A 23,431-nucleotide genomic window follows, 5' to 3' on the forward strand; every position below is an offset into this window, starting at 1 on the left:
TCCTAGAACTTATAACCCCGGTGCAAGGCAACAATGCCACCGGTCAGGTTGTAGTAACTCACCTGTTCGAAGCCTTGCTGTTCCATCATCTGTTTCAGGGTTTCCTGATCCGGATGCATACGGATCGATTCCGCCAAATACTGATAGCTAGCGCCATCTTTCAACACCGCCTCTCCCATCTTTGGTAGCAGATGGAAACTGTAGGCATCGTAGGCCTTACTTAATAACTCTATTTGCGGCTTAGAGAACTCAAGCACCAACAAGCGACCGCCAGGTTTTAGCACACGCAGCATGGAAGCGAGTGCACGCTCTTTTTCGGTAACATTGCGCAAGCCAAAAGCGATGGTAATTAAATCAAAGTGGTTATCGGGAAAGGGTAACGCCTCGGCATTTGCCTGCACATAACTGACATTGCCCAAGATCCCCATATTACGCAGTTTGTCTCGTCCGACTTTTAACATCGAACTGTTGATGTCTGCCAACACCACTTGACCGGTATCACCGACACAGCGAGAGAAGCGCGCGGTAAGATCACCCGTACCACCAGCGAGATCCAGCACCCGTTGACCACGACGGATACCACTACAATCGATAGTAAAACGCTTCCATACCCGATGGATGCCGCCAGACATCAAATCGTTCATCAAATCGTATTTGGCCGCAACAGAGTGAAACACATCGGCTACTAATGATTCCTTCTCGGCCTTGGCGACCGTTTTGAAACCAAAATGGGTGGTATCGCCCGTTGATGATCCGCTCACTGCTTTCCCCTCAATAACTTATTGCTGCCCAGTGTACTGAAAAATAGCACGACTCCCCAAACGCTAATTACATGCCAAACTACGGCAATAAGGTTTATTTGTTGAATTTGCCGACTACACTTGGTTTATAAATTAGAGAATCCTATTACGCCGATGATAAAAAACACTTTCTTTGCTGCGCTGCTTTGGATGACAACTTTTCCCTTGTGGGCAATGGATAGCCACCCATCAAATTATTTTTCAGATCAAGCGCTAGCCAACATAGAGCAGACCTATGGTGTCGATGCGCGGGCCAACGTGCTCGCTTGGCAAACACTGATTGATGATGGTCGCCAGCTCAGCAGCGATGACGAAAAACTGCTGCTCACCAATCAGTTTCTCAACCAAATGGCTTTCATCAGTGACATGGAGCATTGGCAGCAAGAGGACTATTGGGCAACACCACTGGAATTTATCGCTACCAGCGGCGGGGATTGTGAAGACTACTCGGTGGCGAAATTGGCGACGCTAAAGATGATGGGCGTATCGCCAGAAAAGCTACGCCTGATGTATGTGAAGAATATCGCCGATAATCAGCCCCACATGGTATTAACCTACCACCCTCGCCACGGTGACATACCATTGGTTCTAGACAACCTCGACCAGGAGATCCGCCCTGCCAGTGAGCGCACCGATCTACTCCCCATCATCAGCTTCAATGATGACGGCCAATGGCTGGCACGGGTGCAAGGGCGCGGTGGAAAAGTGAAAGAGGAGGGCGGCGCATTCTGGCAGGAGTTGATGGAACGCATTGAAAAACAGATCTAGGAGGGACTCTATGACACTATCGCGGCAGTTGTTGCGAATGATCGGACTGTTATTAGGCTTAATGCTGGTCGCCTGTTGGCTAATTTACTTGCAAAACAGTCGTAGCGAGATGCAACAGCAGTTAGGCAATCACGCCCAAGACACTGCCACCGCTCTAAGTCTAACGCTTACCCCATACACCTCACCCCTGGACGTCGCCGCGATCACCGCGACAATCACTGCACTGCATGACCGGGGCTACTTTAGTCAGATAGCACTGTTTGATAACGATAATCGCCTGATCGCGGGAAAACAGACCCCACTAGAGCAACAGAACGGTGCTCCGCAGTGGTTTAAACAACTGTATCCATTACAAGCACCGACCCAAAAGATGGAGCTAAGTGACGGCTGGCGCGTCATGGGCAGAGTGGAGGTGACTGCCGATGTCACCCAAGCCTACAATCGGTTATGGCTTGCCGGTTGGCAGTTTATGATCGCCACTTTAATCATACTGCTCGTCGCCGTCATTGCAGCCAGACTGCTGGTGAAAAGAATACTCAAGCCACTGCAACAGCTACAAAAGCAAGCCGCTCAGATCAGTCAACGCAGCTTTAAACCGATGCAAGCCATGTCTGGTACGCAGGAGATTGACAGCTTGGTTGACAGTTTCAACCAGATGTCTGACGCACTCAAGGAGCTATTTTCTGGCCTAGAAGAGAAAGCTGAACACTTACAACTTCAAGCTTTTCAGGATGATGAAACAGGGCTTGGCAATCGTCGTGGATTTATCGCCGAACTACAGCACTTAACCCAAAGTGAACAAGCGTCGATCGGCTGTATCGGCCTACTCAAACTGAATATCGAAGCCTTGCATCAAAAACAGGGTTACAGTGCGGTCACCCAACTGTGGCGCGGATTAGTTCAGCGCATCGAACAAGAAAAATTAGCGGCAAACCAGTCATTTAGGTTACACGATGACGAAGTTGCCATCCTCTTTCCACAATGCGACCGGCAACGTGCCGAACGATCCATGCAAGGCCTGCTCGAATTTTTGTCAGAACAAGAGAGCGAACTGACCGATGAAGGCTTAGGCCACGCCGGGCTATGCTACTTCCGTCCTGGAGATAGCCAGGATCAGCTGTTAAGTGAATTGGATCTGGCACAACAGCAGGCGCGACAGCAAGGTGCACATAATCTTTTCTTCAATCAAGGTAACCGAGAGTTACCTACCATTTTGCTCAATACCCAGCGCCGACAGCAGCTGATCGACGCCATCATTAAGGAACAACGCTTTGAGTTTCGCTGGCAGGGGGTGAAGCAGCTGATCCGCGACAATCACCTGTACAAAGAGTGGCTACCAACTTTTGCAGATCTTAAAGGACAAGCACTACCGACAGCGACAATCCTGGCATTAGCCCGGCAAACGGATCAGCTACCGGCACTAGAGCGAGGCATAGTCACAGAAGCGTTAGCCTTCGCAAAACAGCAGCCCGGTGGTGATTTTTCCGTCAATTTGGATCCGTTGACGCTGCAGGATCGGGATTTTTCCCTCTGGTTAATTGATCGCTGCCGCAAAGATCCCACTTTAGCCAAGCGGTTAATCTTGGAGCTCGATGAAAGGCGGCTAACGCCGAGCTATAACAGTATCAGCAACATCATTTCACAGTTGGCATTACTGGGCGTCCGCTTCGCCATCGACCATTTTGGCGCTGCGACAGCCAGTTTCGCCCTGTTAACATCAATGAAACCCAACTATCTGAAACTTGATGGCCGCTATAGCCACCAACTGGCGCTACATATAGACAATCAGTTTTTTATTCAGACACTGTTACAGCTATGCCGCGGTTTGCAATGCACCTTGATCGCATTAGAGATTGAAGAAAAAGAAGATCTGGCACTGCTGCGACAGTTAGGTGTTGAGCATGGGCAGGGTTACTTGTTGGGTAAACCTGCCCCACTCGCATCGGCAACGATGCTCTCTTAATAAAGCAGGCTATAGAACTGGCGGCGGTAGGTACCAGCCAGGGGGTCGCCTTGGGGCAGGGTAGCCAAAATATCCAACAGCGCCGCTTTCGCATCACCATCAGCGGCGTTTAGATCTTTCTTCAGCAGAGACAACAGCAGTGCCAGCGCCTCTTCACTTCGGTTTGCCGCTTGATACTGCACTGCTAACCGAAAACTGACTTGCGAGTCGTCAGGGGAGGCAGCATGCTGCTCCTCAAGCTGTTTTAATTCGGGCGATTGCGCCGCCTGCTGCTTCAGCTCCAATTGCGCCATCAACGACTGATAGTAGCCATCCTGATCAGCCATCCCGATACTGCGCAATAAGCTCTCTGCATCAGCGAGTTTGCCTAACGCCAACAGTGCATCCGATAGCGCCAGTTTAATATCGACCCGAGAGCTATCCAGCTCGATGGCACGCTTTAACAGCGGGTATGCGTCGCCAGCTTGCTGCTGTTGCAGGTGCTCTCGCGCTTGAGCTAACAGTTGGTCCTGCTCTTTGGGTAAATGCTTATCCAGCAAAGCACGGATCTGCATCTCATCCGCACCACCATCAAAGCCATCAAGCATTTTGCCCTCTTTAATCAGCATCACCGTGGGTAAGCTTCTCACTCCGCACTGCATGGCCAACTGTTGGTCTGCTGCGCAATTTACCCGCCCTAAAACCAACGCATGACTATGTTCCGCCGCCACCTTCGCAAGTATCGGGCTCATCGCTTGGCAAGCTTCCATCTCCGGCGCCCAGAACTCCACAAGCAATAGCTGATCAGGCGTCAACTGCTGAATAGTTTGTTGAAAATTAGCCACTGAGATCTCAATGGTATTTGGGGCAGACATCACTTGTTCCACAGGCCTCTCCATACATTTATAACCAACCAAAGCGTGATATTGGTTTAACCCCGACACCATAGCACAGTCAATATGCAGACAAAGTTAACCAGATAGCTAAATATCTTTCAGATCCTAAACTGCCACCTCATAACCGCAGCGTCTAAAAGCAGATGGCCTGGGAGTAGGTCAACTATCAGGAAGACACTACGCGAGCTGGCATAACCCAATGAACACTGGCACGGCTCGCCCGGAGGATACAGAGATGAAAAACCTAATAATGTTTCTCGGCGCCACCTTGCTAGCCACATCCGCCTATGCCAACAACGGTTACCAAGAGCCTATCTATTTGAATTATGGAGTTAAGATCAGTCACGAGGGGACAACGCTGCCGATGGGAAAAACCTCAAAAAATGGGGTATTTACCCCCGGCTACCTTAACTACCAGTTTGATCCAACAGTAACAGATCTAGACACACTTCTCAGAACAGCTCCGCCAGCGGCAGGGACAGTGAAAAAAGCCCAAAGCGTGGCTGGCTATGTCGAGCCTATCTATCTGAATTACAGTAATTAAGCTAGCTTAAAAACATAACAATAAGCCACCGCAGTAGGGTGGCTTATTAGCTTGGTACGCAACACTGTCATTAACGTTGTGGCCAAGGGAGCAGCCAAGGGCAAGACAGCTCTTTTGCCATAAGCAGCGACTCAACGGGGGAGAACTCAACGCCTTCAGTGGGTAAACAGTGATAGCGCAAACACTCTCCTAACCAATTAAACTCTACCGCATAAGCATGCAGATAGGTTCTGTCTGCGGGCGTCCCAGCATACAAATGATCGCCAACAATAGGTGCACTAAGGCTTTTCAATGCCACACGGATCTGATGGGTCTTACCCGATAAAGGTTTAACAACAAAGAGCCTCAATCCCGGTCTCATCGAATAGCTGAAAAACTGACTGACAGCTGGGTCACTTTTGCCACTCGTTAAGCGCCAACTACTCCGACGTGAGCGCTGCATATCACCGATCACCCAGCCCTGCTTCTTTTTCGGCTTGCGATCACTGATCGCAAGATAAAATTTCTGCATCTCTCGATTGGCGAACAGCGAGCCAAATTGGGCGGCTGCCTCGCTACTGCGAGCCACAATCAGCAGCCCGGAGGTGACTTTATCTAAGCGGTGAACAGGATAAACATCTTCCAATAGAGCCTGCCGCAGCAGGCGAAAATAGCCATGCTCACCGGTTGTAGGCTCATCATGACAGCTGATCCCCGCCGGCTTATTAAAGATCCAGAAGTCGTCATGAACAAAAATCGGCGAAACGGCATTGGCAGCTAACGCCTTATTCATCGTTGGCGCTCCGCTCTGAGGCTACTGGTCGGGTCATTTCACCATTGGTAGCGCCGTTGTCGCTGCTTTTCTCAACGACAACACCTTTTTGCTGGAGCCACTCAGGATCAATCGCTTTCTTCGCTGTCACTCCAAGGTCACGCAACCCCTCCGCTTGCGACAGCAAGTTCCCCCGGCCACTGGCCAGACGTTTCAAGCTCGTTTCATAACTTAGCTGTGCTTGCTCAAGCCCTTTACCCAGCTTTTGCAGCTCATCAACAAACAAGCGCAGCTTGTCGTACATCGCCGCGGCTTTGTCAGCGATCAGCTTGGCGTTCTGGTTCTGATACTCATAGCGCCAGATATTATTCACCGTACGCAGGGCCACTAACAAATTGGTTGGGCTAACCAACATAATGTTGTTATCTAAAGCCAACTTCACCAGGTCCGGCTGCTGATCCAGCGCGGTTAAAAAAGCAGCTTCGATGGGAATAAACATCAATACGTAATCTAGGCTGTGGATCCCTGGTAATGCTTGGTAATCTTTTGCTCCTAACCCTTTAATATGATTACGTAGCGACTGCACATGAGCTGTTAACGCCGCCTGACGCTCGACGTCATCATCACTATTAAAATACTGCTCGTAAGCGGTTAACGAAACTTTCGAATCAATGATGATCTGCTTGCCTTCCGGCAGATGCACAATCACATCGGGGCGATAACGCTTGCCGTCATCGGTGGATTGACTGACCTCAGTGCTGTATTCATGGCCTTGACGCAGCCCAGATTGTTCCAATACCCGCGCCAATACCACTTCGCCCCAGTTCCCTTGCTGCTTACTGTCGCCTTTTAGTGCCTTGGTGAGATTCAATGCATCTTCACTCATCCGCTCATTTAATTGTTTGAGAGACAAAATTTCGGCTTTTAGGGTATGACGTTCTTTCGCTTCAGTTTCATAAACTGACTGCACCTGCTGACGAAATGCACCTAACTGATCTTTCAAAGGAGCAAACGTGGCTGCCAAACGCTGCTGGCTTTGCTGATCAAATTGCTGTGCTTTGCTATCAAAGATACGGTTAGCCAGATTCTCAAACTGCTCTTTCAGGCGTGCTTCTGACTGCGCCAGCAACGCTATTTTTTCCTGATTGGCACTCTGTTCAACCGCCAACTGGGTTCGGAGTGCAGTCGCGCTGAGGGATTGCTCCCGCTCTTTTTCTGTTAGCTGCTGAACATCGACCTGTAGCGCTTCAAGTGCTGCCGACTTAAACGCCAACTCGCTCTGCAGAAGCTGTTCTGAGCTTTGATAATGCTGCGCTAAACGCGACGCCCGCTGGCGGTAGATCAGGGTAGTGACGAGAAAAAGCAGACTTAGGCTACCAGCAGCGATAGCGGCTAACTGAAGATCCAAAGGGGTCGCTCCAGACAAACAAGAATAGGGCAGGATAACTCTGCCGTGCGCGTTGCTGCAACAAACAAGGGAGCGATAGAAAGAATAGGGTGTTAGAACGACAAAGCCCCCGGCATAGTTGCCGAGGGCTCTGAAGAAATGGTCGGCGATGCAGGATTTGAACCTGCGACCCCTTGGACCCAAACCAAGTGCGCTACCAAGCTGCGCTAATCGCCGACACTAAAACTGGGGTGGCTGATGGGGCTCGAACCCACGACCACCGGAATCACAATCCAGGGCTCTACCAACTGAGCTACAGCCACCAGTGTCTTACTTTGCTGAAGATGAAGTACGTTGTAGCTCTGGCGCGCCCGACAGGATTCGAACCTGTGACCTTTGGCTCCGGAGGCCAACGCTCTATCCAGCTGAGCTACGGGCGCTCACCTGCCTTCAGCGGATGCGCATATTACAAAAGCACTAATCGCTTGTCTACGATTATTTTAAAGAATCTGAAAAACTCTTGCGATCCGAATCATTATTGACTGAAAAATCAGCGCAGTTAGCATTTTAGCTACCGGGTTTTAACGTTATAATCGAAAAATCAGGATGCAGCCGATATAGATCATGATTGATCTGCATAACAACAACTAGAGAGAGAAGATCCCAATGGCAACTCGTCTTCAACAATTCCTCGTCGCAGGAATCACCAGCTTGGTTATGGCCTCCACTGCTTTTGCAGCAGAAGTAGACCCTGTTGAATCACGCATTAAACCTGTCGGTGACCATTATATTGAAGGCGATGCTCCTGCTGGCGAAGCTCTGGCAGCCGAACCGGCAGGCCCTCGCTCTGGCGGCGATGTCTACCAAGCATCTTGTTTTGCTTGTCACGGCACTGGCGCAATGAACGCGCCGAAGAAAGACGATGCCGCAGCTTGGTCGCCGCGCTTGGCAAAAGGCATGGACAAACTGATGGACCACGCAATCAACGGCTTCAACGCCATGCCACCACGTGGCACCTGTGGTAACTGTTCTGACGAAGAGATCCAGGCAGCTATCGATTTTATGATTGAAGGGATCTAATCGCCCGTCGAGTAAAACAAAAAAGCCGCTTTCGCGGCTTTTTTGTTTTTAGTCCACCACTACTTATCTTTATTCAACATCGCCTTCATCGCGGCTAAATGCGCCATGCCGGTTTTTTTCTTTTCCTCTTTCGATTTCTGAGTTTTACCTTCCCAGATAAGATCATCCTGCGGTAACTCGTACAGAAAACGGCTGGGCTCTGGACGAAAACTTTCGCCAAATTGACGTCGTTCACGACAGACGATAAAGCTCAGCTCTTTTTGTGCCCGGGTGATCCCAACATAGGCCAAACGCCGTTCTTCATCTACATTCTCTTCATCAATACTGCTTTGGTGTGGCAACAACCCCTCTTCCATACCGATCATAAAGACGTACGGAAACTCCAAACCTTTCGATGAGTGCAATGTCATCAACTGCACCTGATCACTCTCATCATCCCCTTCATTTCGCTCCATCATGTCGCGCAGGGTCAAACGGGTCACGACCTCTGGCAAAGTCATCGCTTCATCGAGATCATCCCCCTCCAACATGCCGGTGATCCAACGATACAGCTCGGAGACATTTTTCATCCGCATCTCTGCGGCTTTCGGGCTAGGGGAGCTGTCGTAAAGATACTCTTCGTAATTGATATCCCGTACCAACTGGCGCACCGCCTCAATCGTTTCGCCTTTCTCGGCAAAATCAGCGAGCTCCACCATCCAACGGGTAAAGCGCTGCAGCGAAGCCAAACCGCGTCCGGTCAGGTGCTGCTCTAGCCCCAGCTCAAAACTGGCAGCAAATAGGCTAATACCACGCATGTTTGCATAATTACCTAGCTTCTCTAATGTTGCCGGGCCGATCTCCCGCTTTGGCACATTGACGATACGCAGAAACGCATTGTCATCATCATGATTCACCAACAGACGCAAATAACTCATCATGTCTTTGATCTCGGCGCGGGAGAAAAAGCTGGTACCACCGGAGATCTTGTATGGAATACGGTTGGTCATCAGCGATTTTTCAATCAGTCGTGACTGATGATTGCCGCGATAGAGAATGGCGTAATCTTTATAGTTGGTGCGTTTCATAAACTTATGGCTCAGCAGCTCTGCCACCGTGCGCTCAGCTTCATGCTCCTCATCCTTGGCATAAAGCACTCGCAAACGCTCACCGTAACCCAACTCGCTGAACAGGCGTTTATCGAAAATATGGTCATTGTTGGCGATCAAGATATTAGCCGCGTTCAAGATGCAGCCCGTGGAGCGATAGTTCTGCTCCAACTTAACCACCTCTAATGACGGAAAATCTTGTTGCAGCAAGGCCAGGTTTTTCGGCTGCGCGCCGCGCCATGAGTAGATTGACTGATCATCATCACCCACCACGGTAAAGCGCGCACGCTCGCCCACAAGTAGCTTCACCAATTCATATTGGCTGGTATTGGTATCTTGATACTCATCCACCAGCAGATAGCGAATACGATCACGCCAACGCTGGCGCACCTGTTCATTTTGCTTCAATAGCAGCGTTGGCAGCAGGATAAGATCATCGAAGTCGAGAGCATTGTATGCCGTCAGGTGGCGCTGGTAGCGCTCATACAACATAGCAAGGATCTGTTCACCACCACTTTCAGCCATCTTAATGGCCTGTGGCGGTAAGATCAGGTCGTTCTTCCAGCGGGAGATCTGATTCAACAACAAGTTAATCTGATCTTTATCGCCGTCGTACTCTTTCTCGGTTAGCTCGCTAATGAGCGCACGACTGTCCTGATCATCAAACAGAGTAAAACCAGCTTTCATCCCCAAGGTAGTCACTTCACGCTTGAGAATAGTTAGCCCTAAGGTATGAAAGGTGGAAACAATCAAGCCCCGAGCCTCTTTGCGGCCTAAGGTCTGTCCCACGCGCTCCTTCATCTCCCGCGCCGCCTTATTAGTAAAGGTCACCGCCGCGATATGCCGAGCTTGATAGCCACATTGACGCACCAGATGAGCAATCTTCAAAGTGATCACTCGCGTCTTACCGGAACCGGCTCCAGCAAGCACCAGACAAGGTCCAGAGATATGTTTGACGGCGTTAGCTTGCCCAGGGTTTAACTTCATTCTGACTCACAGACTAAACTTGAGGTGGCGATTTTACTGCAAGCCAGCCACGAACGTGAGCGAAATCAACTGCTGATTTTTCATCAGCTGTTACAAATCTTACAAAATGAATGAACGCTCATTCATTATAATGCGATAGCGATGATGGACAAACGACGACGAATTCTCCAAGCAGCCAGTGTCACCCTTGCCAATAAAGGGTTTCACGGCACCACCATGGGCGAAATAGCGCAGCACGCCGATATGGCGGCAGGCACTCTTTATCTCTACTTTAAAGATAAACAGACCCTGCTGCTGGAGACTCTGGAAAACAATTTGGAGCTAATCGCTGATGCCTGCTTCAAACAACATCGGCTGGGTGTCAGCCTGGAGCAACAATTTACCCAGATCTGGCAAGCACTGTTTCAATATCTAATCGCCCACCCAGACACATTACATGGCTGGGAGTTATCCCGTCATGTCACCGATAAATCGCAGCTCGCGCACTTAATCAAACGACGACAACAGCTATTTTTACCACTTGCCGCGATGTTAGAGGCGGGGCTCGCGGCACAACAACTGAAACCTTTACCTGTTGAAGTGCTCGGAGCGATAGGTATTGAAAGCTGTGCCGCCCTAGCGCGGCGGCATATTGAAGGCAGTTTTATTTTGAATGATGCGATGATCGCCACCGCCGCGAATGCGAGCTGGCAAGCCATCGCCAACCAATGAGAGAGAATGTGTGATGGTCAACGGAAAACGTATTATCTGGAGCCTGCTTATGCTGGTTTTGGTTGTACTGGTATTCGGTAGTGTGATCGGATTTAACCTGTTTAAACAAAAGATGATCGGCGAATATATGGCCAATCAGCCCGCCCCTACCTTTCCGGTGACCACTGCCACCGTCTCTCCGGTCGATTGGATCCCAAGCATTGACTCCATTGGTTTTATTGAACCCTACCGGGGGGTCACCCTGAAAAGTGAAGCCGCCGGTTTGATTGAGACGATCGACTTCGAATCTGGCGAGAAGGTCTCCGCTGATACCTTACTGCTGTCTTTAGACACCGATGTTGAACGCGCTAATCTGAAACGCTCACAAGCCAGTTTGCCCGCACTAAAAGCACAAGCCCATCGTATGGAAGTGCTATTGAGACAAAACAGCGCCTCGGAAGGACAAAGAGATGAAGCGGTTGCCAACTATGAAGCGCAAGTGGCGGACGTCGCAGCACAAAAAGCCACCATCGCTCGCCGTGAAATTCGCGCGCCCTTTGCTGGGCAAATAGGTATTCGCCAGGTGTTTCTTGGACAGTATCTGGAGGCAGGTACCGAGATTGTCAGGCTCGAAGACACCTCAACCATGCGTATTCGCTTCACTATTCCACAAAATCAGCTCAGCAAGATTTTTGTCGACCAAACCATTGAAGTACAAGTGGATGCGTATCCGGAAACCAGTTTCCACGGCAAGATCACCACCATTGAACCGGCGGTGAATTTCCAAAGTGGTGTGGTACAGGTGCAGGCTGACGTTCCCAATGAAAATGGCGTACTGCGTTCCGGCATGTTTGCGCGTGTTAATGTGATCCTACCCACGCTGCCACAGCAGCTCGTCGTCCCGCAAACCGCAGTAAACTTCACCCTGTATGGTGAAACCATTTTTATTGCTGAAACCCGCGAAGGCGATAGCCAACTGATAGCAACACAGCGCACCATCAAGGTAGAGGAACGCCGTGGCGATGTGGCACGAGTGAGCGGCTTGAATCCCGGCGAAACCATTGTCACTTCAGGCCAGGTACGCCTGTCTAACGGCAGCCAGATCAAAGTCGTTGAGAGTGATGCCCTAAATACTCCAGCGGAGATCCCGGCGCTTTAAGCCCGGAAGAGGATAATCAGATGCGATTCACTGATACATTTATCCGTCGGCCGGTATTGGCGATCTCTATTAGCCTGCTGATTGTGTTACTGGGACTGCAAGCACTAAAAGAGATGCAGATCCGCGAATATCCGGAGATGACCAATACAGTTATTTCGGTCAATACCAGTTACTACGGTGCCAATGCCGATCTGATTCAAGGCTTTATTACCCAACCATTAGAGCAAGCGATCGCCCAGGCCGACAACGTTGATTTTATGACCTCCCAAAGCTTTATGGGGTCCAGTAGTATCAGCGTGCAGATGAAACTGAACACGGATCCCAACGGAGCCTTGGCGGATATTCTTGCCAAGGTGAACTCGGTGCGTTCACAGCTGCCCAGCGAAGCAGAAGATCCCACGGTCACCTCGTCCACCGGCTCAACCACATCACTGATCTATATCTCGTTCACCAGTGATTCTCTCAATTCCAGCCAAATCAACGATTATCTGGAGCGGGTTATCCAACCCCAGTTATTCACTGTCAATGGTGTCGCAAAAGTGAATCTCTATGGTGGCGTGAAATACGCCATGCGGGTTTGGTTGGATCCCCAAAGAATGGCGGCTTTCGATCTCACAGCCACTGAAGTGATGCAGGTACTGCAGGCCAATAATATTCAGTCAGCCCCCGGGCAAGCTACCGGCGTTTATGTGTTATATAACTCCGAAGCCAATACCCAGGTCCGCACCGTTGATGAGCTAAAACGCATGGTAGTAGCGAGCCGCGACGGCTCACTCATTCGCGTTGATGATATTGCCAATGTCACTCTGGAGAAGAGCCATGATACGTATCGCGCCGTAGCCGATGGCAAGAGCGCCGTTGTGGTCGCAGTCGACCCCACGCCGACGGCCAACCCGTTAGAGGTCACTGCCGCGATCCGCGATATGCTGCCGGAGTTTGCCAATAACATTCCCAGCACCATCAAAATGAATGTGCTGTATGACTCCACCATCGCTATTGAGGAGTCAATTAACGAGGTGGTCGCCACCATTATCGAAGCAGGTGTGATTGTACTAATCGCTATCACCCTGTTTATGGGCTCATTTCGCGCAGTCTTGATCCCCGTTGTTACTATTCCGCTGTCGCTCATCGGCGTTGCGATGATGATGTCGTTGTTTGGCTTTTCACTGAATTTGATGACGCTGCTTGCCATGGTACTCGCCATCGGATTAGTAGTGGATGACGCCATCGTCGTGGTGGAGAACGTAGATCGTCACGTCAAGTTAGGGAAAACACCGTTTCAGGCAGCGATTATTGGTACGCGAGAGATCGCCGGCCCTGTGATATCAATGACCCTGACGCTGGCTGCCGTGTATGCCCCCATCGCATTAATGGGAGGGATCACCGGCTCACTGTTCAAGGAGTTCGCCCTGACGCTGGCTGGCGCAGTCTTTGTATCGGGGATTGTAGCACTGACCCTGTCGCCAATGATGTGCTCAAAAATGCTCAAACCCCACGATAAGCCCGGGCGCTTCGAGCGCTTTGTCGAAGGCTATTTAGGCGCGCTAACCCGTGGCTACGACAAAGCCCTGCGTAGCGTAATGAACCATCGTCCTGTGGTGGTTGTATTTGCACTGTTCGCCTTTGCAAGCTTACCTATTCTTGCCAGTTTTATTCCCAGTGAATTGGCGCCCAGTGAAGATAAGGGCGGCTATATGCTGTTTGGCAAAGCACCTGCGAACGCCAACTTAGACTTCATAGAAAACGCGATGGTCGAAGGGTTACAAAAGGTAGACACCCTACCAGAAGTCCGTTCCACGCTGGTCTTTGCAGGTATACCTAGCGCCAACCAAGGACTCGGCATCGTTAACCTCAAAACCTGGAGCGAACGAGAGAGAAAACAAGCCGAAGTGATCCAGGCAACCAATCCATTGATCGCCGACGTTCCCGCAGTGGCGATGACCGCTTTCCCATTCCCAGAGCTGCCTGGTGCGTCCAGCGGCTTACCAATTCAATTTGTGATCACCACGCCTAACAACTTTGAAAGCTTATTTGCCGTGGCCAGCAGCTTTCTCGAAGAACTGCGTAGCAACCCTAACTTCGTCTATCTGGATCTTGATCTGAACTATGACTCAGCCACCATGAAAGTGCAGATTGATCGTGATAAAGCAGGAGCATACGGCATCACGATGCAAGATATCGGCACCACCCTCAGCGCTATGTTCAGCGATGGTTACGTCAATCGCATCGATCTCGATGGCCGCAGCTATGAAGTGATCCCCCAAGTTGAGCGTAAATGGCGGTTAAATCCTGAATCCCTAAATAACTTTTATGTCCGCTCGGTCAACGGTGATCCGGTACCGCTGTCGAATCTAGTGAGTATATCCATTGAGGGACAGCCCAGAGCACTGCCCCACTTCAACCAACTAAATTCGGCAACGATTGGCGCTGTTGCCGCTCCTGGGGTAAGTATGGGCAATGCTATCGCCGTATTTGAAGAGCTTGCCACTCGGCTATTACCACAAGGCTATCAATATGATTACCTTGGAGAGGCTCGTCAGTACGTCACCGAAGGGTCAGCGCTGTTCGCCACCTTCCTATTGGCTCTGGCGGTCATTTTTCTGGTGTTAGCTAGCCAATTTGAGAGTGTACGAGATCCGCTGGTGATCCTGGTCTCGGTACCACTCGCAATAAGTGGTGCATTGATCAGCATGGCATGGGGGCTCTCCACCATGAACATCTACGCTCAGGTAGGGCTAGTCACCCTCATCGGCTTAATCAGTAAGCACGGTATTCTCATCTGTGAAGTGGCGAAAGAGGTGCAACTGGAAAAAGGACTGGATCGTGTGGAAGCAGTCATTGAAGCAGCCCATGTCCGCCTGCGGGCTATCCTGATGACCACAGTATCGATGATCGCCGGCTTAATCCCACTATTGATGGCAGAAGGTGCTGGTGCCGTCAGCCGCTTCAGTATCGGTCTGGTGATCTGCGCAGGTTTGGGGATCGGCACTATTTTCACCCTCTTTGTGCTGCCGGTGATTTATAGCTATCTGGCGGAACGCCATAAACCTCTGCCGGATGTCGCGACCCTGTTAAAAGATCAAAGAGCACACACATAAACAACATGTCAGGGAGAGCGCTTTTTACTCCCTGACTAGTTTCATGCTCACCAGCTAGCTACAATGGAAAAATAGCAGCATTGATAATCCGCAATGCAAAATAGAGTAAAGGTATCAAGATGATAAACCCCAGCAAACTCGAAGAGATAGCCAAACAGATCAGCAATGCACTACCGCCCGGCGTCAAAAATATTGCTGATGAGTTTGAAGCCAAAACCAAACAGGTGTTGCAGGCACAACTCGCTAAGCTGGATCTGGTAACGCGGGAAGAGTTCGATGTACAAACGCAGGTACTGTTGCGCACACGGGAAAAACTGACCGCTCTCGAGCAGCGTCTGTCTCAGCTTGAAAATAATCAAGCCAATGAAGAAAACAACAACGAATGACACAGGCGCCACGTTCAACGTGACAACAAGAAAGCAAAATAATTCATTCTTATTAAGAAAATTTCAACTAAACTAGACTATTAGTAGAAAAATGTTTATCCAATGCAGATAACAAGGACGCACTTATGAACATGAAACATCTGTTGGTCTTAGCATTAGCTAGCTCTCTACCAGCAACAGCGATGGCCGCCGGTGACACAGAAATTGGTGTCGGCGTACAGGTGCCCAGCTCGGCCTACCGTAATTATGACGACAGCGCACGCGCAATTCCTATCATCAAATTCGATACCGAATGGTTTTATGCTGATGGCGGAGAATTCGGCTTCAAAGCGTTGGATAAAGGTCCTCACCGTATTGGTATCTACCTCACCATGGGTGAAGAGGAGTGGGATGGCAGCGATAATGATCAAGCGGAATTCGATGGCTTTGAAGACAAAGACAGAGCATTCCATCTAGGTGCCAGCTACCGCTTCCAAGCCAAATGGGGTGTGGTAAGAGCACAATACTTCACCGATATCAGCGACGAGCACGACGGCAATGGTGCAGCGCTTAGCTACGCCTACCCTTGGAAAGTCAGTGACAAAATCGTTCTTATCCCATCCGTACGTATCAAGTATATGGACGAAGATTACGCCAACTACTACTACGGTATCAGCAATAGAGATGCCGCCACCAGCGCCGCTGTTTCGGCCTACGATACTGGCAGCGCTACCAACATCTCTGTTGGTTTGATGGCTGGCTATCATCTTGCCGAACATTGGAACCTATACGCTGGCGTCACCTATACCTCGTTAGATGATGATCTGGAAGAGAGCCCTCTGCTAGACGACGATAACGAAACCAGTGGTATGCTGGGTGTCGCTTATAAATTCTAAAGCATTCAAGTGATATGAATAATAGGGATGAGTGTCCACTCATCCCTATTTTTTGCCCACAGCAACGACATTCCGCCACCCCATTTGCATACAAAATATACTTCTCAAACTTTTCTAAATGCCGTTTTTCAGATAAATAACATTTGTTTACGTCTAATCAGATTTAACTTTTTGATCTTTATCGTATAGTGCCGCGTAAATCCCCCCAAACGTCACATGAATGAGAACCCTATGAAGTACACAGCTCTTTTCGCAGCCTCTCTACTGCCTTTTATGACTTGCGCAGACACAAAGGAAAGCCTAAGTATTGGTGCCGGATTCGTACTGCAAAACAGCGCTTACGCTGACTATGATGATGATAATCGCGTTATTCCTCTGGTGAAATTTGAAAACGAGCACTTCTTTGTCGATAAAGATGGGGCCGGTTACAAACTGTTTGAAAATCAACAACACCGCGTCGGTATCGCCATCGGGATAGGCAAAGAGGAGTGGGATCCAAAGAACACCAATCGTTTCCGTACGTTAGATACCCGCCATCGCAGTATTGACGCTGGCGTCTCTTACCGCTTTCAAGATCGTATCTATGGCCAATTCAGCGCCAAACTCAGCACAGATATCAGTGATGACCACAACGGTATCCGAGCCGACTTGGGCTACGGCTACCCTTATCCTGTGACACCCGAATTGATGCTGATCCCTAACATTCACCTGAGCTACATGGATTCAGACTATGCCAACTACTACTATGGCGTTTCAGAAGAAGAATCTGCCCGTAGTGGTGTCTCTGCTTATGACACAGGCTCGGCACTGAAGTATGGCGTTGGTCTGGCGGCGGCCTACCGTATTACCGAAGAGTGGAGCGTGTCTGCTGGCGCTAACTACTCATGGTTAGATAGCGAGCTTGAAGATAGCCCGCTGGTTGACGACGATGCAGAAAGCAGCGTATTCATGGGCGTCAGCTATAAGTTCTGGTAAGCCCTGAAAACGGCCAGGCCCCGGACTCTCGGGGCTATTTATTACTGCCAGATCAGCTCGTTAAAAAGACCAAACTAAGCTACTGGCGCTGAGCGCTGCCATCAGCAAAAACAGCACCCCACTCCCCTTATGCAAATAGTTTACGGGCAACTTCGACAGCCAACGACGTCCCGCGAACACTCCCAAGGCAGAGGTAAAAACCAAAGCCAAGGTGCCCCCCAGCCAGACCGATAGCAGAGGTTGTTGCGCAGCCAATCCCGCCACTGCCAGTTGAGTTTTATCGCCAAACTCTGCGGCAAAAATCATCATAAAAGTCGACAGGATCAAGTGGTGCGTAGGACGCTGAATACACTCCTCATCCTCTTCGCTACCATTACGTAGCGACTGGATCCCGAACCAAAGAAACAGCAGCGCCACACCAACCGCCAGCCATGACGCTGGGATCCACTCAGCGAGCGCCGCACCAAAGAGCACCGCAAGTAAGTTCAAAACCGAGAACGCCGCCACAGAGCCAAGCAGTACAGGCCAGGCGCGATGGCGTGCGGCCAGAGCCATACACACTAGCTGGCTTTTATCGCCTATTTCCGCCAAAAAGACCAAGGTCAGGCTCAGGCTAAATGCTTGAATAGAGATCATCAAAACGCTACCGGCTAGATATTTAGGCGCAGCATTCTAACGGAAAACATCAGAGAAGGGGATTGCGCCAGTACAAGGGACTGGCGCATCTATATTAGCGGCGGTAGGTGAGCTGAACGAAAGTATCGCCATAGATTGCCACGTGAGGAACATTAATGTACTTAGCGATTGTCTCTTCGCCAGGTAGCACCTTTTCCACTAAACGATAAGGATCATTAGGATCCACTTTAAAAGTTGGCAATTTCTGCTTATAGAAAGCCAACACTTCATCTTTGCTGGCGTTAACGCGGAATGTTACAGCGGGTAACCCCCTCAGCTCCTCCCAAGCGGCACCATCCGCCATATGGATCCCCAACTCATAGGGTTCATAGAGCGGCAAAGTGATCTCTTCAAGGCGATTGCCGTTGCCGGTTGCCTCGCGCATCATATCAACAAACGCTTGCATCTCTTGCTGCTGCTTTAGTTGCTCTGCACGCATCAACTCTTCAAGCTGTTCCGGCGTCAACTCATCATGGTAAACAGACTCTTCCTCAGCCATCTCCATCGCATCATCACAGGCTTCTACTTTATCTAAGTCAATGCCCAGCTTGTCCGCGAGCTTCACACCGCAGGCTTCCATCTCCTTCTCAAACGCCGCACTTCCCATTGGGATCTGGTCGGGCAGCGGGGCAATACAGGTTTTCAGATACAGCTCCCCCTGCTTCTGGCATTCAGCAGCAGAGATGTCGCGACACGCCAGATAGGCCGAGCTAGCACACTGTTCCTGCATGCTTTTGGCGATCATTTTTTCAACGAAAGGTTTTGGGACGTTATCAGCAGCGGCATTGGATGCCACAAGAGAAAGGGATAAGGCGACAGATGTAATAGGGCGCATAGTGTACCTCCATGTTATTTTTGTGGCTCGCGATCCGGCGAGCCATGTATCTATTTAAATCAGTATTAATCGCGATGTGCTAAGAAGTAATCATAGACAGGATTGGACGTTTCGTCACGCCATTCGTAGCCAACATCATCCAAAGAGGCTTCAAATTCAGCTTTTTCTTGATCGCTAACATTAAAACCAGCTAGCACTCGACCATAAGCGGCGCCGTGATTACGATAATGGAAAAGCGTGATATTCCAGCGCTCACCAAGGCGATTCAAGAAACGCATCAGCGCGCCTTGGGACTCTGGGAATTCAAAGCCATATAAACGCTCAATCAATGGCTGCGATGGGCGGCCGCCAACCATATAGCGCACATGCAACTTCGCCAGTTCATTGTCAGTTAAGTCATGCACCTCATAACCGCTGTCACCCAAAGTGGCTAACAGGTTAGCCATGTCAGCTTTTTCCGCCAACCGCACACCAACATAGATATGGGCTTTCGCAGGATCAGCAAAGCGGTAGTTAAACTCGGTAATACCATGACCACCCAACAGTTCACAGAAGCGGCGGAAGCTGCCTTTCTGCTCTGGGATGGTAACAGCCAATACGCCTTCCCGTCCTTCTCCCAGCTCAGTCCGCTCAGACACATAGCGCAAGCTATGAAAGTTAACATTGGCCCCTGACAACACCGTAGTCAGTTTTTTACCATGAAGCTTGTAGCGTGCCTGGAACTTCTTCAAGCCCGCCAGCGCCAGCGCCCCCGCGGGCTCTGAAACAGCACGGGTATCATCAAAAATATCTTTGATCGCCGCACAGATCTCATCGGTAGAAACAGTGATCACTTCGTCGATAAACGCCGCACATACGCGGAAGGTCTCTTCACCGATAAGCTTCACCGCAACGCCATCGGCAAACAAGCCAACCTGATCCAAGTTCACTCGCTCTCCGGCTTCCAGCGCCGCCAGTAAGCAGGCGGAATCTTCGGCCTCAACGCCGATCACCTTAATAGACGGCTTCAAGCTCTTCAGATACAAAGCCACGCCAGCCGCCAAGCCACCACCACCGACAGGGAGGAACACATAGTCCATATCCCGCGCCTGTTGCAACAGCTCAACACCAATAGTGCCCTGACCCGCAATCACATCAGGATCATCAAAGGGTGCCGCCAAGGTATAACCTTCGGTTTCGGCTAAACGACGGGACTCTGCAGATGCTTCGTCAAAGCTATTGCCGTGGATCACCACGTTGCCACCCAAACGCCGCACCGAATCAATTTTGATGTCCGGTGTGTTGTTGGGCATCACAATGGTGGCTTTAATACCGAGCTTTTGCCCAGATAAAGCCACCCCTTGCGCATGGTTTCCTGCCGATGCTGCCACCACACCTTTTGCCTGCTGATCCGCGTTCAAACCGGCGATCTTGTTGTAAGCACCACGGATCTTGAATGAGTGCACCGGTTGCTGATCTTCACGTTTCAGCAGCACTTCACAGCCCAAACGTTCCGACAATTTACGCATCGGTGTCAGATCTGACTTCACCGCCACATCATAAACAGGGGCAAGCAATATCCGGCGCAGATACTCGGCAGCACTCGGCTGACGAGCACTCAGGTGAGGTAACAGGTTATTCATCGACTATCCCAGTTTACAGTTTGCTTTTATCACGAACAGCACCCATGTCGGCACTCGTTGCCAAGGCCGCATAAGCTTTCAGCGCAAAGCTCACTGCACGCTCACGATTCTCCGGACGCCAAGCAGCCTCACCTTTCGCTTCCATCGCGGCACGGCGCTTGGCCAGCTCTTCATCAGACACTTCCAGGTGTACCTTACGATTAGGAATATCGATATCGATGATGTCCCCTTGCGCTACCAGTGCAATGTTGCCCCCAGCGGCGGCTTCTGGCGAAGCATGACCGATCGACAAGCCGGACGTACCACCGGAGAAACGACCATCGGTGATCAGAGCGCACTTTTTGCCTAAGCCCATCGATTTCAGGTAGCTGGTGGGATAAAGCATCTCCTGCATACCCGGGCCACCTTTCGGACCTTCGTAGCGAATTAACACAACTTCGCCAGCCTTAACATCACCGGCCAAAATACCGGCCACCGCGTCGTCCTGGCTTTCATAGATACGGGCAGGGCCACGGTGAGTGAGATTCTCTTCCTCAACCCCAGCCGTTTTTACGATACAGCCCTTTTCTGCCAAGTTACCGAACAATACGGCCAAACCACCGTCTTGACTGTAAGCATGTTCCTTACTCCGGATACAGCCGTTTTCACGGTCATCATCCAGCGTTGGCCAGCGACAATCCTGACTGAACGCTTTGGTGGTACGAATGCCTGCAGGACCTGCGCGATACATGGTTTTCACGGCTTCGCTGTCGGTCACAGTGATGTCGTACTCGGCCAGATTTTCACCCATGGTTTGGCCCAATACCGTAGGGATATCGGTATTCAGCAAGCCAGCACGCGCCAGTTCGCCCAAAATACTGATCACACCGCCTGCACGATGCACATCTTCCATGTGGTATTTACTGGTCGCAGGTGCAACCTTACATAAATTAGGCACCCGACGAGATAATCGATCCATATCCGCCATGGTGAAATCAACTTCCGCTTCCTGTGCCGCAGCCAATAAGTGCAACACAGTATTGGTCGAACCGCCCATGGCGATATCTAGCGCCATGGCGTTTTCAAACGCTTCATAGGTCGCAATATTACGTGGCAGGGCACTATCATCATTCTGCTGATAATAGCGCTCACACAGGTCAACAATGCGCTTACCCGCATTGAGGAACAACTGCTCGCGATCAGCGTGAGTCGCCAGCAAAGAACCGTTGCCGGGCTGAGATAGACCCAAGGCTTCCGTCAAACAGTTCATAGAGTTGGCAGTAAACATGCCAGAGCAAGAGCCACACGTTGGACAGGCACTGCGCTCAACCTGTTCGGTTTGTTCATCAGAGATAGTCGGATCTGCCGCTTGCACCATGGCATCAACCAGATCTAGTTTGATGATCTGGTCAGATAGCTTGGTTTTACCCGCTTCCATCGGCCCGCCGGAAACAAAGATCACTGGGATATTCAGGCGCAGTGACGCCATCAACATACCTGGGGTGATCTTGTCGCAGTTAGAGATACAAACCATGGCATCAGCGCAGTGTGCATTCACCATATACTCCACCGAGTCAGCAATCAGCTCACGGGAAGGTAGGCTATACAACATGCCACCATGGCCCATGGCGATACCGTCATCGACGGCGATGGTATTAAACTCTTTTGCCACACCACCGGCTTCTTCAATTGCGCCTGCGACCAACTGCCCCATATCTTTCAGGTGCACATGACCGGGAACAAACTGGGTAAAGGAGTTAACAACGGCGATAATCGGCTTATCGAAATCACCATCTTTCATACCCGTGGCACGCCAAAGGGCGCGGGCACCGGCCATATTACGACCCTGAGTCGTGGTCGCTGAACGCAATTTACGTGGCATAACTAAACTCTCTGTGCTGAAAATTGTCTGTCTACTAGACAACTGAGCCGCAGTAAATGCGGCTCAGAGCTAGTTCATTCGGTAGATTACTCGACGTAATCCAACCAATCGTTTTTGTCTTCACTGACCCCTTTCACCAGGTCAAAGTAATCTTTCTGCAAGGTGGTGGTCACTGCGCCACGACTGCCACAACCGACCTGGATACCATCGACACTGCGCACTGGCGTCACTTCTGCCGCAGTACCCGTGAGGAAGATCTCGTCAGCAAGGTAAAGCGCTTCACGGGGCAGTGATTGCTCAACCACTTCGATACCGCGCTGCTGTGCCAGATGCATGATTGTCGCACGGGTGATACCCGGCAAGATCGCGGCCGTAGTCGGTGGGGTCAGCAACTTGCCATCTTTAACGATAAACAGGTTTTCACCAGCACCTTCACTGATATAACCATTGATATCCAGTGCGATACCTTCCTGATAACCGTGACGCTTAGCTTCCTGGCCAATTAACTGGCTGGAAAGGTAGTTACCGCCAGCTTTCGCGCCGGTTGGCATGGTATTGGCTGCTAAACGGTTCCAGCTGGAGATGCCGACATCAACGCCCTGTTCCAGCGCATCGTCGCCCAGATAAGTGCCCCACTCAAACGCGGCAATCGACACATCAGTTTTGGCATCATCTTTAACCCGTAAACCCAAGCCGATATCACCATAGAAGATCACCGGACGGATATACGCATTATTCAGCTTATTGGCACGGATCACTTCTTTGGTCGCATCCATGATCTGTTGTGCAGTCACGTCGACTTTCATGCGATAGATCTTGGCCGAGTCAAACAAGCGCTGGGTGTGCTCTTGATGACGGAAAATTGCAGGGCCCTTCGGCGTGTTATAGGCGCGCACACCTTCAAACACAGAGGAGCCGTAGTGAATTGCGTGACTCAATACGTGTACTTTAGCGTCAGCCCAGGGCATGAGTTCGCCGTTAAACCAAATAAATTCAGCTTGAGCAGCCATCA

At 50.5% G+C, this 23,431-nt stretch carries 20 protein-coding genes and 3 tRNA genes; 10 read left to right on the plus strand and 13 right to left on the minus strand.

Annotated features, from left to right (window positions below; translation table 11 throughout):
- Positions 1-2: 2 nt before the first annotated feature.
- Positions 3-761 carry a bifunctional demethylmenaquinone methyltransferase/2-methoxy-6-polyprenyl-1,4-benzoquinol methylase UbiE gene (gene ubiE, locus EZV61_RS12710; RefSeq protein ID WP_114339338.1) on the minus strand — a complete coding sequence of 253 codons (759 nt, stop codon included), beginning with the start codon at positions 759-761 and terminating at the stop codon, positions 3-5.
- Between the two features lie 153 nt (positions 762-914).
- Between ubiE and EZV61_RS12715 the strand changes: the two genes are divergently transcribed.
- Together EZV61_RS12715 and EZV61_RS12720 are read left to right on the plus strand one after the other, a co-directional pair.
- Positions 915-1,568 carry a transglutaminase-like cysteine peptidase gene (locus tag EZV61_RS12715; protein WP_131416051.1) on the plus strand — a complete coding sequence of 218 codons (654 nt, stop codon included), beginning with the start codon at positions 915-917 and terminating at the stop codon, positions 1,566-1,568.
- A gap of 10 nt (positions 1,569-1,578) precedes the next feature.
- Positions 1,579-3,531: a bifunctional diguanylate cyclase/phosphodiesterase gene (locus EZV61_RS12720; protein ID WP_131416053.1), complete on the plus strand. Its 1,953-nt coding sequence runs from the start codon at positions 1,579-1,581 to the stop codon at positions 3,529-3,531.
- Here EZV61_RS12720 and EZV61_RS12725 read toward each other — a convergent pair.
- On the minus strand, positions 3,528-4,397 hold the full coding sequence (locus EZV61_RS12725) for a tetratricopeptide repeat protein (protein WP_165569603.1): 870 nt from the start codon (positions 4,395-4,397) through the stop codon (positions 3,528-3,530). The two genes, EZV61_RS12720 and EZV61_RS12725, sit on opposite strands and share 4 nt — an antisense overlap.
- Positions 4,398-4,641: 244 nt before the next feature.
- Between EZV61_RS12725 and EZV61_RS12730 the strand changes: the two genes are divergently transcribed.
- Entirely contained in the window at positions 4,642-4,950 is a 309-nt protein-coding gene (locus EZV61_RS12730; protein ID WP_131416057.1) for a hypothetical protein, read from the plus strand.
- Positions 4,951-5,020: 70 nt separating this feature from the next.
- Here the strand turns inward: EZV61_RS12730 and EZV61_RS12735 are convergent, their stop codons facing one another.
- From EZV61_RS12735 to EZV61_RS12755, 5 genes are all read right to left on the minus strand, one after another.
- On the minus strand, positions 5,021-5,722 hold the full coding sequence (locus tag EZV61_RS12735; RefSeq protein WP_131416059.1) for a TIGR01621 family pseudouridine synthase: 702 nt from the start codon (positions 5,720-5,722) through the stop codon (positions 5,021-5,023).
- Positions 5,715-7,109, minus strand: a complete 1,395-nt coding sequence (gene rmuC / locus EZV61_RS12740; protein ID WP_165569604.1) for a DNA recombination protein RmuC — start codon at positions 7,107-7,109, stop codon at positions 5,715-5,717. The genes EZV61_RS12735 and rmuC overlap by 8 nt, the downstream gene beginning before the upstream one ends.
- A 139-nt stretch (positions 7,110-7,248) precedes the next feature.
- Positions 7,249-7,325: transfer RNA gene (locus EZV61_RS12745), tRNA-Pro, on the minus strand.
- A gap of 10 nt (positions 7,326-7,335) precedes the next feature.
- A tRNA-His gene (locus tag EZV61_RS12750) sits at positions 7,336-7,411 on the minus strand.
- A 40-nt stretch (positions 7,412-7,451) separates the two neighbouring features.
- Positions 7,452-7,528, minus strand: a tRNA-Arg gene (locus EZV61_RS12755).
- Between the two features lie 226 nt (positions 7,529-7,754).
- Here EZV61_RS12755 and EZV61_RS12760 point away from each other — a divergent pair.
- The gene (locus EZV61_RS12760; protein ID WP_114339331.1) at positions 7,755-8,168 is read left to right on the plus strand and encodes a c-type cytochrome; all 414 of its coding nucleotides are present in this window, start codon (positions 7,755-7,757) and stop codon (positions 8,166-8,168) included.
- A gap of 59 nt (positions 8,169-8,227) precedes the next feature.
- On the opposite strand, the gene rep is transcribed toward EZV61_RS12760, so the two are convergent.
- The gene (gene rep / locus EZV61_RS12765) at positions 8,228-10,243 is read right to left on the minus strand and encodes a DNA helicase Rep (protein ID WP_114339330.1); all 2,016 of its coding nucleotides are present in this window, start codon (positions 10,241-10,243) and stop codon (positions 8,228-8,230) included.
- Positions 10,244-10,384: 141 nt separating this feature from the next.
- Here rep and EZV61_RS12770 point away from each other — a divergent pair, with 141 nt between their 5' ends.
- From EZV61_RS12770 to EZV61_RS12795, 6 genes are all read left to right on the plus strand, one after another.
- The gene (locus tag EZV61_RS12770) at positions 10,385-10,954 is read left to right on the plus strand and encodes a TetR/AcrR family transcriptional regulator (protein ID WP_114339329.1); all 570 of its coding nucleotides are present in this window, start codon (positions 10,385-10,387) and stop codon (positions 10,952-10,954) included.
- Between the two features lie 13 nt (positions 10,955-10,967).
- On the plus strand, positions 10,968-12,092 hold the full coding sequence (locus tag EZV61_RS12775) for an efflux RND transporter periplasmic adaptor subunit (RefSeq protein ID WP_205695384.1): 1,125 nt from the start codon (positions 10,968-10,970) through the stop codon (positions 12,090-12,092).
- A 20-nt stretch (positions 12,093-12,112) separates the two neighbouring features.
- Positions 12,113-15,190, plus strand: a complete 3,078-nt coding sequence (locus EZV61_RS12780) for a multidrug efflux RND transporter permease subunit (protein WP_131416063.1) — start codon at positions 12,113-12,115, stop codon at positions 15,188-15,190.
- 119 nt (positions 15,191-15,309) lie between these two features.
- On the plus strand, positions 15,310-15,576 hold the full coding sequence (gene ubiK / locus EZV61_RS12785) for a ubiquinone biosynthesis accessory factor UbiK (protein ID WP_131416066.1): 267 nt from the start codon (positions 15,310-15,312) through the stop codon (positions 15,574-15,576).
- Positions 15,577-15,701: 125 nt separating this feature from the next.
- Entirely contained in the window at positions 15,702-16,451 is a 750-nt protein-coding gene (locus EZV61_RS12790) for a MipA/OmpV family protein (RefSeq protein WP_131416068.1), read from the plus strand.
- A 231-nt stretch (positions 16,452-16,682) separates the two neighbouring features.
- The gene (locus EZV61_RS12795; protein ID WP_165569605.1) at positions 16,683-17,426 is read left to right on the plus strand and encodes a MipA/OmpV family protein; all 744 of its coding nucleotides are present in this window, start codon (positions 16,683-16,685) and stop codon (positions 17,424-17,426) included.
- Between the two features lie 60 nt (positions 17,427-17,486).
- On the opposite strand, the gene EZV61_RS12800 is transcribed toward EZV61_RS12795, so the two are convergent.
- The 5 genes from EZV61_RS12800 to EZV61_RS12820 all read right to left on the minus strand — a co-directional run bounded on the left by EZV61_RS12800 (position 17,487) and on the right by EZV61_RS12820 (position 23,429).
- Positions 17,487-18,062, minus strand: a complete 576-nt coding sequence (locus EZV61_RS12800; protein WP_131416072.1) for a TMEM165/GDT1 family protein — start codon at positions 18,060-18,062, stop codon at positions 17,487-17,489.
- A gap of 94 nt (positions 18,063-18,156) precedes the next feature.
- Positions 18,157-18,936 (minus strand): hypothetical protein, encoded by a 780-nt coding sequence (locus EZV61_RS12805; RefSeq protein WP_131416074.1) that lies wholly within the window; start codon positions 18,934-18,936, stop codon positions 18,157-18,159.
- 65 nt (positions 18,937-19,001) lie between these two features.
- A complete protein-coding gene (ilvA, locus tag EZV61_RS12810) occupies positions 19,002-20,558 on the minus strand; it encodes a threonine ammonia-lyase, biosynthetic (protein WP_131416076.1) in 1,557 nt (518 codons plus the stop codon).
- 13 nt (positions 20,559-20,571) lie between these two features.
- On the minus strand, positions 20,572-22,419 hold the full coding sequence (ilvD, locus tag EZV61_RS12815; protein WP_131416078.1) for a dihydroxy-acid dehydratase: 1,848 nt from the start codon (positions 22,417-22,419) through the stop codon (positions 20,572-20,574).
- 86 nt (positions 22,420-22,505) lie between these two features.
- Positions 22,506-23,429: a branched-chain amino acid transaminase gene (locus EZV61_RS12820; RefSeq protein WP_131416080.1), complete on the minus strand. Its 924-nt coding sequence runs from the start codon at positions 23,427-23,429 to the stop codon at positions 22,506-22,508.
- Between the last annotated feature and the right edge of the window lie 2 nt (positions 23,430-23,431).

It is taken from the genome of Corallincola luteus, assembly GCF_004336975.1.
Lineage (GTDB): Bacteria > Pseudomonadota > Gammaproteobacteria > Enterobacterales > Neiellaceae > Corallincola > Corallincola holothuriorum.

Bases quoted from the DNA above. Each gene is read 5' to 3' on its own strand.
- EZV61_RS12715 (WP_131416051.1), top strand. From the start codon at position 915: ATGATAAAAAACACTTTCTTTGCTGCGCTGCTTTGGATGACAACTTTT.
- EZV61_RS12720 (WP_131416053.1), top strand. From the start codon at position 1,579: ATGACACTATCGCGGCAGTTGTTGCGAATGATCGGACTGTTATTAGGC.
- EZV61_RS12730 (WP_131416057.1), top strand. From the start codon at position 4,642: ATGAAAAACCTAATAATGTTTCTCGGCGCCACCTTGCTAGCCACATCC.
- EZV61_RS12735 (WP_131416059.1), bottom strand. From the start codon at position 5,722: ATGAATAAGGCGTTAGCTGCCAATGCCGTTTCGCCGATTTTTGTTCAT.
- EZV61_RS12760 (WP_114339331.1), top strand. From the start codon at position 7,755: ATGGCAACTCGTCTTCAACAATTCCTCGTCGCAGGAATCACCAGCTTG.
- rep (WP_114339330.1), bottom strand. From the start codon at position 10,243: ATGAAGTTAAACCCTGGGCAAGCTAACGCCGTCAAACATATCTCTGGA.
- EZV61_RS12770 (WP_114339329.1), top strand. From the start codon at position 10,385: ATGATGGACAAACGACGACGAATTCTCCAAGCAGCCAGTGTCACCCTT.
- EZV61_RS12775 (WP_205695384.1), top strand. From the start codon at position 10,968: ATGGTCAACGGAAAACGTATTATCTGGAGCCTGCTTATGCTGGTTTTG.
- EZV61_RS12780 (WP_131416063.1), top strand. From the start codon at position 12,113: ATGCGATTCACTGATACATTTATCCGTCGGCCGGTATTGGCGATCTCT.
- ubiK (WP_131416066.1), top strand. From the start codon at position 15,310: ATGATAAACCCCAGCAAACTCGAAGAGATAGCCAAACAGATCAGCAAT.
- EZV61_RS12790 (WP_131416068.1), top strand. From the start codon at position 15,702: ATGAACATGAAACATCTGTTGGTCTTAGCATTAGCTAGCTCTCTACCA.
- EZV61_RS12795 (WP_165569605.1), top strand. From the start codon at position 16,683: ATGAAGTACACAGCTCTTTTCGCAGCCTCTCTACTGCCTTTTATGACT.
- EZV61_RS12800 (WP_131416072.1), bottom strand. From the start codon at position 18,062: ATGATCTCTATTCAAGCATTTAGCCTGAGCCTGACCTTGGTCTTTTTG.
- EZV61_RS12805 (WP_131416074.1), bottom strand. From the start codon at position 18,936: ATGCGCCCTATTACATCTGTCGCCTTATCCCTTTCTCTTGTGGCATCC.
- ilvA (WP_131416076.1), bottom strand. From the start codon at position 20,558: ATGAATAACCTGTTACCTCACCTGAGTGCTCGTCAGCCGAGTGCTGCC.
- ilvD (WP_131416078.1), bottom strand. From the start codon at position 22,419: ATGCCACGTAAATTGCGTTCAGCGACCACGACTCAGGGTCGTAATATG.
- EZV61_RS12820 (WP_131416080.1), bottom strand. From the start codon at position 23,429: ATGGCTGCTCAAGCTGAATTTATTTGGTTTAACGGCGAACTCATGCCC.